Annotated in this window: 8 protein-coding genes; 2 read left to right on the top strand and 6 right to left on the bottom strand. The window is 62.6% G+C overall.

Annotated features, from left to right (window positions below):
• From VMJ11_RS28370 to VMJ11_RS28355, 4 genes are all read right to left on the bottom strand, one after another.
• The coding region (locus tag VMJ11_RS28370) for an ABC transporter substrate-binding protein (RefSeq protein WP_325623990.1) at positions 1–793 on the bottom strand (793 nt) is incomplete at its 3' end.
• Between the two features lie 91 nt (positions 794–884).
• Positions 885–1,913: an ABC transporter permease gene (locus tag VMJ11_RS28365; protein ID WP_325623988.1), complete on the bottom strand. Its 1,029-nt coding sequence runs from the start codon at positions 1,911–1,913 to the stop codon at positions 885–887.
• Positions 1,914–1,932: 19 nt separating this feature from the next.
• Positions 1,933–3,444, bottom strand: coding sequence for a sugar ABC transporter ATP-binding protein (locus VMJ11_RS28360; protein ID WP_325623987.1), 1,512 nt, complete (start codon positions 3,442–3,444; stop codon positions 1,933–1,935).
• Positions 3,445–3,644: 200 nt separating this feature from the next.
• Positions 3,645–4,406 (bottom strand): GntR family transcriptional regulator, encoded by a 762-nt coding sequence (locus tag VMJ11_RS28355; RefSeq protein ID WP_325623994.1) that lies wholly within the window; start codon positions 4,404–4,406, stop codon positions 3,645–3,647.
• Between the two features lie 169 nt (positions 4,407–4,575).
• On the opposite strand from VMJ11_RS28355, the gene VMJ11_RS28350 reads away from it, so the two are divergent.
• On the top strand, positions 4,576–5,874 hold the full coding sequence (locus VMJ11_RS28350; protein WP_325623985.1) for an L-fuconate dehydratase: 1,299 nt from the start codon (positions 4,576–4,578) through the stop codon (positions 5,872–5,874).
• Between the two features lie 150 nt (positions 5,875–6,024).
• Here the strand turns inward: VMJ11_RS28350 and VMJ11_RS28345 are convergent, their stop codons facing one another.
• Positions 6,025–8,505 carry a penicillin acylase family protein gene (locus VMJ11_RS28345; RefSeq protein WP_325623983.1) on the bottom strand — a complete coding sequence of 827 codons (2,481 nt, stop codon included), beginning with the start codon at positions 8,503–8,505 and terminating at the stop codon, positions 6,025–6,027.
• 258 nt (positions 8,506–8,763) lie between these two features.
• On the opposite strand from VMJ11_RS28345, the gene VMJ11_RS28340 reads away from it, so the two are divergent.
• On the top strand, positions 8,764–9,015 hold the full coding sequence (locus tag VMJ11_RS28340; protein ID WP_325623981.1) for a DUF4148 domain-containing protein: 252 nt from the start codon (positions 8,764–8,766) through the stop codon (positions 9,013–9,015).
• 151 nt (positions 9,016–9,166) lie between these two features.
• Here the strand turns inward: VMJ11_RS28340 and VMJ11_RS28335 are convergent, their stop codons facing one another.
• Positions 9,167–9,949, bottom strand: a complete 783-nt coding sequence (locus tag VMJ11_RS28335) for a cyclase family protein (RefSeq protein WP_325623979.1) — start codon at positions 9,947–9,949, stop codon at positions 9,167–9,169.
• Positions 9,950–9,970: the final 21 nt, after the last annotated feature.

The following is a 9,970-nucleotide window of genomic DNA, read 5'->3' as shown; positions in this document are numbered from 1 at the left end:
TCTGCGTGATCGCGCCCGCCATCAGGCCGGACATGATGTTCTCTTTTTGCTCCTTGCCGGAATCGAAGCCGATCAGCACGAGTTTCTTGCCCGACTCCTTGACGCCGATCGCCGCGCCTTCCGCCGAACCTTCATTGGCGCCGAAAATACCCTTGATGTTCGGATTGGCCTGGATCATGGTCTTGGCGATTTCCGCCGACTTCAGGTGGTCGCCTCCGCCGTACTGCACGGAAACGATCTTGATGCCCGGATGTTTCGACTTCATCTCGTTGAGAAAGCCGTCGCGGCGATCGATACCCGTGCGGCTCGTCTGGTCGTGCACGATCACACCGACTTCGCCGGAATTGCCGATCATCCCGGCCATCTTGTCGGCGGCGAGCGCGGCGGCGGCAAGATTGTCCGTTGCGCACGTCGTCAGCGGGATGTCGCTGTCCACGCCCGAGTCGAACGCGATCACCGGTATCTTGCTGGCCTGTGCGCGCTTGAGCAGCGGAATGGCCGCCTTGCTGTCGAGCGCGGCGATGCCCAGCGCTTGCGGTTTCTTGGCTAGCGCGGCCGAGAGCATGTCGATCTGCTTGTCGACCATAGCCTCGGTTTCCGGGCCTTCGAAGGTGATCGTGACGTTGTTCGCCTTCGCCGACTGTTCCGCGCCGGACTTCACGGCTTGCCAGAACTGATGCTGAAAGCCCTTCGAAATGAGCGGAATATAGGGTTGCTCGGCATACGCCAAACTGGACGCCCCGACGAGCGCGCCAACTCCGATCGCGACACTGATGAGTTTTCTTTTCAACATGGGGTTCTCCTCCTAAGGTGGGCTATCGACCTCCAGCCGTTGAGGGAGCCTTGCGGGACTCCCCGTTCTTTACTTGCTTCTACGACCTTCCCTATGAGCGCTTCCTGCGCCGCAAGATATCCGCATAGACGGCGAGGATGATGATGAGGCCCGTCACCACGATCTGCCATTCCTGCGCGACCGACATGATGCGCAAGCCATTGGTCAGCACGCTCATGATGAAAGCGCCGATGATGGTGCCAAGGATCGTGCCCGAACCACCGCTCAACGATGTGCCGCCTATCACGACGGCCGCGATGGCTTCCAGTTCATAACCCTGACCGAGCGCCGGTTGCGCCGAATTCAGGCGCGAGGCGATGAGCAACCCTGCAATGCCGCAAATCGCGCCACCAAGACCATAAATTGCGATCTTCCAGCGGTCGACATTCACGCCGGAAAGGCGCACGGCCTCTTCATTGCTGCCGAGCGCGAACGTATAGCGGCCAAGTGCCGTGCGGTTGAGCGTGATCGAACTGACAATCGCGAGCAGGAACAGGATCAGCACCGCGTTCGGCACGGGCACGCCAGGCAGTACGTATCCGATCAGTGAATCCTGCGAGATCCGGTAGAAGTTTTCGGTGTCGGTGAAATAGATGGGCTTGTCGGCGGAGACGACGAGCGAAAGCCCCTTGAGCAGCAGCATCATGCCCAGCGTGGCGATAAAGGGCGGGATTTTCATTTTCGCCGTCAGCGTTCCCGAAATGGTTCCGCACAGCGCGCCCGTTCCGATTGCGGCGAGCACGCCCGTCCACATCGGCAGATGCCAATCGCTGAGAAACACGCCGCAAATCACGGCCGTGAAAGTCATCAACGTGCCGACCGACAAATCGATGCCGCCCGTGATGATGACGAACGTACTGGCGATGGCCAGCACGCCGTTGACGGCCGTCGCCTGCAGAATGCCGAGGATGTTGTCCATCTGCATGAAAGCGGGCGACGCGAAGCTGAAAAAGATCAGCATCAGGATCAGGCTCGCGAAGGCGAGCAGCTTTTGCAGCGCAGTCGGTGAGAAAATGCGCGCCCTCAAGCCGGAGGCCCGTTTCTGGTTGGACAGCGCCGCCGTATCCGATTGCATTGTCATTGATTCGCCCTCTCGAGGCTCATGCCGCTTGCAAGGTTTCGCGCTGCGTCGCGAGATGCATGATGCGCTCCTGGGTCGCCTCGCTGGCGTAAAGCTCGCCAGTAATACGCCCTTCGCACATCACTACGATCCGGTCGCTCATGCGCAGGATTTCCGGAAGTTCCGACGAGATCATCACGATCGCCTTGCCCTGTTCGGCGAGCGCACGCAAAAGTTTGTAGATCTCGCTCTTGGCGCCCACGTCGATGCCGCGCGTAGGCTCGTCGAAGAAAAGCACGTCGCAGTCACGCTCGAGCCACTTCGCAATGACGATCTTCTGCTGGTTGCCGCCCGAAAGCAGCCGCACAGGCTGTGTGGCGGAAGGCGTGCGAATGGCGAGCAGATTGATGAAATGTGACGCAGTCCTACGTATCTGCATGCGACGCAGGAACAGATTCAGCGAAAGGAATTTGCCGAGGTTGGACATCACGATGTTCGATTCGACGTCCATGCCGGTCGCGAGGCCGAAGCGCTTGCGGTCTTCGGAGAGATAGCCAATGCTGTGCGCGACGGCGTCGCTCGGACTCCTGATTGGCGCCTTCACACCTTTCACGAAGATTTCGCCGGATTCGACCGCGTCCGCGCCGAACACGGCGCGCGCGACCTCGGTGCGGCCGGCGCCCATCAGCCCGGCAAAGCCCAGTATCTCGCCCTTGCGCAACGTGAAGCTCACGTCCCTCACGAGCGGGCCGGCGTTCAGATGCTTCACTTCGAGCGCGATTTCCCCCTCGTGCGCCGTCCCTTGATAAGGCGCGACATCGGCGAGCGTTCTGCCGACCATCATGCCGATGATGGCCTGCACGCTCGTATCGGCGGTGGCAACGGTAGCCACGTATTCACCATCGCGCAATACGGTGACGCGATCGGAAATCTGCTTGAGCTCGTCCATCTTGTGCGAGATGTAGATGATCCCGACACCGCGCTCCTTCAATTGGCGAATGATGCGGAACAGTTCGGCGATCTCCGCGTCGTTGAGCGCGGAAGTCGGCTCGTCCATGATGAGCACGCGTGAATCGAACGACAGCGCCTTGGCGATCTCGACCATCTGCTGGCTGGCGACAGTGAGCGTGCCAACCACGGTGCGTGGGTCGAGATGCACGTGCATGCGCGCGAGAATTTCGCGCGCCTGGGCATTGAGCTTGTCTTCGTCGAGGAACAGGCCGAAGCGACTGCGCGGCTCCCGGCCGATGAACATGTTCTGTGCGATGGTCAAATGATTCATCAGCTGAAGCTCCTGATGAATGATGCCTACACCCGCGGCCTGGGCCTCACGCGGGCTCGCGAACGCAACGGGCCGGCCGTCATACGAAATATCGCCTGAATCGCGCGTGTACACCCCGGCGAGAATTTTCATCAGCGTCGACTTGCCCGCGCCGTTTTCCCCCATCAGCGCGTGCACCTCACCCGCCACAAGTTCGAATTGGACTTCGTGAAGCGCTCTCACGCCGGGAAAGCTCTTGCTGAGCTTGTTGACGGAAATAAGCGGAGTCATGGCGTTGATCCGCCGGCCACTGCGTGAGCGGCGTGGTTTGCATCGCGAGATGCACAACGATCAGATGTCGTGCGCTGCCTGTTGCCGCCAGTGACCCAAAGAGAAGCCAGACACATTGCCGGGGCCCCTTTATCCCATGTGCGGCGACCTTGTGATGCCGCACGAAACTGGTTGAGGTACGGGTATTGCTTGACGCAACCCTAAGGTGCGAAAAGATCCGGCCGTTCTTTCGCGGACCGTCGCAATTCCGCGACCACCTGATCGAGATGGTCGTGCATCGCCTTCGCCGCAGCGTCGGCCTTGCTCGCGCGAATGGCATCGAAAATGCGTTCGTGCTCTTCAAGCGTATGCACGAGCCGCTCGGGGCTCGCGAGCAATTGCCTTGCGCGATCCAACGCGTTACGCGATACAGCGACGATCTCTTTGACTCGCGGCAGGTTCACCGCGTCGAGCAGGATTTCATGAAAGGCCAGATCGAGCACATGAAACGCAAGACGCTGCCCGTTGCCGGCAACCTTGCGCTGCGCCTCCAGATTCTCGGCCAGTGCATCGATCGTGGCCCGGTCCTGCATCAGCGCGACGCCGCGTACCGTTTCGACTTCGAGCGCGCTACGAATGAACAGATGCTGGCGGATGTCGTCGAGCGCAATCGGTTTGACGCGCGTGCCGCGCTGCGGCAACACTTCGACAAGGCCCGCCTGGGCAAGCCTCGCCAGCGCCGCGGAAACCGGAAAGCGCGATACGCCCATCCGTTCGCAGACCGCCATCTTGTCGATCATCATTCCGGGTTCCAGCACAAGCGTCACGATCGCTTCTCTCAGCGCCTGTTCAACCGCGTCGGTCAGGCTGCCGCGTTCACTGCCCTTGATCTTTTGCAGTGCGACATAAGGATTGCCGGCGGCACTCGCTACATCGGGTGAAGAGCTCACGGCGCGCTTGATTTCCAGAAGACATGCTAGCATGCTAGATAGTGGATTCAGCGTTGTCAACGCGTGCAAACGCTGGGTACCAGGCCTGATACTCCGCCCTTTTTCCCGCCTCACTGCCGTACTTTGTACGCATACCTACGTATAGCCGTTCATCGTCGCTAGCAGGCCAAAGCCGTTCGCCGTCCCTCCGGAGGGAGTTCAGATGACCACGATCACAAGGCTTTCCGTTCGGGATATCCGCTTTCCCACTTCGCGTTCGCTCGACGGCTCCGATGCGATGAACGCGGCCCCCGACTACTCCGCCACTTATGTCACGCTCGAAACCGATTCGCCGCACAAATTTGCGGGACACGGTCTCACGTTCACGATCGGGCGCGGCAATGAAATCTGCGTTACGGCTGTCAATGCGCTGTCGCCACTAATCGTTGGCAAACGTCTCGAAGATATTGCCGCGAATATGGGCGCATTCTGGCGCGCAATTACGTCGGACAGTCAATTGCGCTGGATCGGCCCGGACAAGGGCGCGATTCATCTGGCTACGGCGGCTGTCGTGAATGCAGTCTGGGACCTGTGGGCAAAGTCGGTAGGCAAACCGGTGTGGAAACTGCTCGTGGATATGAGTCCCGAGGAACTCGTGCACTGTCTGGACTTTCGCTACGTGACGGATGCGATCACGCCTTACGAGGCGTTGGCCATGCTGCACCGCCGCGCGAAGACGAGGGGCGAGCGTGAAAAGGAAATGCTCGCGCAAGGCTATCCCGCCTATACGACCTCGGCGGGCTGGCTTGGTTACGACGACGACAAGATCCGGCGTCTCGCGCGCGAAGGCGTGGCGCAGGGCTGGACGCATTTCAAGCAGAAAGTGGGCGGCAATCTCGACGAAGACGTGCGGCGGGCGCGCATTCTGCGAGAGGAAATCGGCGAGAACCTGAAGCTGATGATGGACGCGAACCAGGTGTGGGACGTCGACGAAGCGGTTGCGAACATGCGGCGTCTGGCGGAATTCGACCCCTGGTGGATCGAGGAGCCCACGAGCCCCGACGATATTCTCGGCCATGCGGCGATCCGTCGGCGGCTGGGATCGATTGGGGTTGCAACGGGCGAGCACTGTCACAACCGCGTGATGTTCAAGCAGTTGTTGCAGGCGCAGGCGATCGACTTTTGCCAGGTGGATAGCTGCCGGTTAGGAGGGCTGAATGAGGTGATCGTCGTGCTGCTGATGGCGGCGAAATTCGGCGTACCCGTTTGTCCTCATGCGGGTGGCGTCGGGTTGTGCGAATACGTGCAGCACATTTCGCTGTTCGACTATATCTGCGTGTCGGCTTCGCTGGAGAACCGCGTGCTCGAGTATGTCGACCATCTGCACGAGCATTTTGTCGATCCTGTCGTGATCCGGAATGGCCGGTATATGGCGCCTCAGAAGCCGGGCTACAGCATCGAAATGAAGCCGGATTCGCTCGACAGGTACACGTTCCCTCAGGGTGAGGCATGGCAGCCTTAGCAGATGAGCTCCGAGCGCGCACTGACGACCTGCACTCCGTCGAGATGCTGGTAGTTGAATTGACTAATGGCGATGGTGGGTCGTTTGTTTGGGGCGAAGGCTCGCGAGCAACAGTTGCGGTGGAGAGAATACAGGCGGTCGGTCTCCAGGCTAACGCGCGCCAGCCACGGTCAGCCTCAGCGTATGAACGGCCGCGCCCGGCAGGAATGGCGCAGCGCCACCATGCACCCACGTTTCATGCCCTGCGATGAAGTACGGCGACATTGGGTTGCCCGACTGCCCGCCGGGCATCTCGAAGATCCCGACGTTCTCGCGCCCCGGCGACACGGCAAAGCGCTCGGAAGCGCCGAACACCGGCGACTGCACGCGCGGCATATTGATGTCGCCCGGCAGCGCATCGCGCGGCGTGCCAAGCCAGGCGCGCGCCCACGGCAGCCACGCCGGCACGAGCCGCGCGAACGGATGCGCGATTGCCGAGCGATTGCGATTTCCCCAGCGCGCATCTTCGAGCTTCATGCCCTTCGGCAACTGGCCGATCGCGCGGTCGATCCGTTCCAGCATGAACGCGCGCCAGTTCGCGAAGCCTTCGGGGATCCACGCGTGATGGTCGGCGAGCGTTTCCATCGTCGCTTCGTAACGCGAATTCGCCGCACGATAGCCAAGTTCGGGCGCAACCGCGCTCATCTGCTCGTCAAGCGCGCCGAACCATGCGTCGTACAGCGAGTAGTAGAACGCGCGTACCAGCCGGTAGCCGACCGCATCCCCATCTGCGCGGCCGTCCCAGGTCTCGACTAGCCGCCGGAATTCGGCGCGTTCGGGGTGCCCGTCGAGTGCGCGCGCATCGAGTGCGCCGAGCGCGACGCGTCGCCAGTATTCGATCCAGAATGCGCGGTCGTCGGTCTGCACCGCCAGCATGTCGCGCTCGGTCGCCTGCGGTATCGCAAGAAGATCGTTGCGGATCTGCGTGGCGCGTGCGCCGAGATCGGTGCCGGCATCGCCTACGCGCGCCGCCTCGTCCAGTGGCAGGATCCGGTTGTTCGCGGTCCAGATGCGGCCAGCCGGCGGATCGACGCGCACCGGGTACGCGCCGGGCGGCAGATACCCTTGCCAGCCCGTATACGTGTCGGAGCTGAACGGCAAGCTGGCCAGCGCCGCCGCGTTTACGTCTGCATCGGCAAAGCGTGGCAGCGGCCCGGCAAGCGTCCAGCCGATATGGCCTTGCGCGTCGGCAACCGTGAAGCTTTGCGTCGGCAGGCCGAAGGTCGGTGCGGCGTGCAACGCGTCGGCGACGTTCATGGTGCCTTCGAGCTGCATGAGATTCATGTTGACCGCCTGCCGGTCCTGCGCGACCCAATGCAATGCATATGGGTGCGGTCCGACAACGAGCTGCGGCCCCCAGCGCGTTTGCACGACCGGCAGATCGACGCTCGCGCCGCCGTTCACGCCGAGGCGCTCGTGGATCACCTGCGCCCTCTCCCATCCGCCGCCGGGGACACGGTAGCGCAGCGGATCGGCCGGGTCGCGCTGCAGCTCGACCAGATCGAGGAAGCGCCCGTAGCTGTTCGTGAACGCCCACGCGATATGCCCGTTGCTGCCGGCGACCACGAGCGGCGTGCCCGGCAAACTGACTCCCGTGATATGTCGCGTGCTGCCATCGGCCGCTGGATAGACCAGCGACACCCGGTACCAGATGTTCGGCAGTGCCAGGCCAAGGTGCATGTCGCTCCCGACCAGCGCGCCGCCGCGCGCGCCATGCGCGCCGTCGACCGCGAAGCCGTTGCTGCCGACCATCGAGTTGAGCGCACCTCCACCATCGACGAAACCGTCCACGCTGCCGAGCAGTCCGGTACCCTCCGGTTCGGCACCTGTGACCGAATGCGTCGCGGGCAGCCACGGCGGCGGTGTCGTGGGCAGCGCGGCGGGTGGTGGCTCCATCGCGCGCTTCCCGTCGAGCGGGGCATCCCAATGGCTTGTCGCCGGCAGCAGGAACGCAAGCAGATCGGACGGAACGCGCTCGCGCAGTGCCGCGCGCGACAGCACGTGCGATACCTGGACATATTGAAGGTCGAAGTACATCGCGTAGACGACAAGCACCGTGTCCTCGGGGCGCCACGCAGCCGGTTGTGTGTGCAGCAGCCAGTATTCGAACGGCCGCGCGCGAAGCGAGCGCAGGCCGTCATTGACGCCCGCCGTATAGCGTTCGATCAGTTGCCGCTGGTCCGCTGGCAACGCGGCGAGCGCGGCCTGTGCGTGCTCGCGAAAACGCAAGGGCCGGTCGCGCCGGTCCAGTGCGAGCGCCGCCGGTCCGATGAGCGCGCCCAACTCGCCGGCGGCGACCCGGCGCAGCAAATCCATCTGAAAGAACCGGTCCTGCGCGTGAATGAAACCGTTCGCATACGCAACGTCGTCGCGCGTGCTGCCCCGCACCGTCGGTACGCCGAGCGCGTCGCGCTCGATCGTCACCGTTGCGGACAGCGGCGCCGCATGCGTGCCGTCCAGTTGCGGCAGGCTGGCGCGCAATGTCAGCCAGCAGGCCAGCACCATAGCGGCCAGGACGATGACGACGATGCTCAACAGAATCAGCGGCCACGCGCGGCGCCGCTTTTGCGGGAAATGGCTCGAACGGGTCATCGCGGATCACGCCTGGCGTGGTTCAAAGCTTGCGGGCATCGCGACCAGATCGGCCGCACACCGCACGACCATAGCACGCCGCGTGGAGCGCGATACGCGTGGGCGGCGCGCTCCATACCGATCGAAAGCGAGCCGCTACACAGGCGCTAAACGGAACGAAGCGCCAAACGTCGGATGAAACGCCATCGGTAATACCCCTGGCGGGGCGTCAGTCGGTGACTAGAATGGAAGGTGCTGCCCCTGATTGGAGGACAAGCCATGAAGAAAGAAACCCGATTCATGCTGGGTATCCTGCTCGGCGTTGCGGGCGTTTTTCCCGCGCTCGCACAAACATCGCCCGTCTCGTCGTATCAGCCGGCGCCCCTGACACGCGCGGATGTCGAAGCTGACCTCGTCGCCTGGCGAGCCGCGGGATTCAAACCACCCATAAACTATGAGCACTACCCGGCCAACGCCCAACAAGCGGGCCGGATCGTCGCCGAGCAACGGGCGAAGCCGCTCGGGCAGTAGTCGAGCGAACCAGCGGGCGGGCGGCGCAGTAGCCGTCGAACGCCCTCCCTGTTAGCATTCTTTGCTTCGCAACGCGGCGCCGCGTATCACCCGCGGCGCCGCCGGTTCCTGCCGGCGCCACCGCTCCAAACCGTTCCCTTCTCCCGATCACTCATCGACCGGGCACCAGCGCGATGACCCGAAGCGGGCTGCCCGAGCCCGCTTGAATCTTCAGAGGCGCGGCGAGAATCACGGCGCCAGTCGGCGGCAGCTCGTCGAGGTTCCTCAGGCACTGCAACCCGTAACGGTTGGCCCCGTGCATCAGCGTATGGCATGGGTAAGGAACAGGCCAGGCATAGGACTGGCCCGCGTCGGTGTTGATCGTTTCAACGCCAAAGCCAAGCACATCCCGTTCGTGAATCAGCCACTCCACGGCTTCTTGCGTCGGCCCCGGCGTATGTGCGCCGTCCTCCCCCATGTTGACGAACTCGGCGGCATCGGTGCGTCTGGACCAGTCAGTGCGGAACAACACCCACGCGCGAGCCGGAATTTTGCCGTGCTGCGACTCCCAACTTTCGAGGAAGGCTTTCGTAAGCAGCCAGTCGGGGTTCGCCGCCACCTCCTTGCTGGCGTCGATCACGACTGCCGGCGCAATGAAGTCCTTCACGTCGATCGTGTCGACCGAATTGCGCGCGTGATCCTTGCCGGTAACCCAGTGAACCGGCGCGTCAAAGTGTGTGCCGGTATGCTCGCCGCATGAGAAGTTATTCCAGTACCACCCGGGGCCCTTCTCGTCGTAATGGCTGATTCGCTCCATCTTGAAGGCCCAGACTTGCCCGAATTCAGGCGGCAATTGCAAGGCGGGGAAATCTGGCGAAAGTGTCTGCGTCAGATCGACCGCACGAACCCCTCCGAGCGTGAGTTCGCGAGCGAGTTGGTCGAGAATGGTCGTCATTGATTCATTCCTATCCGTGAT

The organism is Paraburkholderia sp., assembly GCF_035501035.1.
Classification (GTDB): domain Bacteria; phylum Pseudomonadota; class Gammaproteobacteria; order Burkholderiales; family Burkholderiaceae; genus Paraburkholderia.
The sequence above is the reverse complement of the archived record's forward strand: the minus strand, read 5'-3'. Positions and strand labels throughout refer to the sequence as shown.

Coding starts and splice junctions, on each gene's coding strand:
- VMJ11_RS28365 (WP_325623988.1), bottom strand. CDS start 1,913: ATGACAATGCAATCGGATACGGCGGCGCTGTCCAACCAGAAACGGGCC.
- VMJ11_RS28345 (WP_325623983.1), bottom strand. CDS start 8,505: ATGACCCGTTCGAGCCATTTCCCGCAAAAGCGGCGCCGCGCGTGGCCG.
- VMJ11_RS28335 (WP_325623979.1), bottom strand. CDS start 9,949: ATGACGACCATTCTCGACCAACTCGCTCGCGAACTCACGCTCGGAGGG.
- VMJ11_RS28340 (WP_325623981.1), top strand. CDS start 8,764: ATGAAGAAAGAAACCCGATTCATGCTGGGTATCCTGCTCGGCGTTGCG.
- VMJ11_RS28355 (WP_325623994.1), bottom strand. CDS start 4,406: ATGCTAGCATGTCTTCTGGAAATCAAGCGCGCCGTGAGCTCTTCACCC.
- VMJ11_RS28350 (WP_325623985.1), top strand. CDS start 4,576: ATGACCACGATCACAAGGCTTTCCGTTCGGGATATCCGCTTTCCCACT.
- VMJ11_RS28360 (WP_325623987.1), bottom strand. CDS start 3,444: ATGACTCCGCTTATTTCCGTCAACAAGCTCAGCAAGAGCTTTCCCGGC.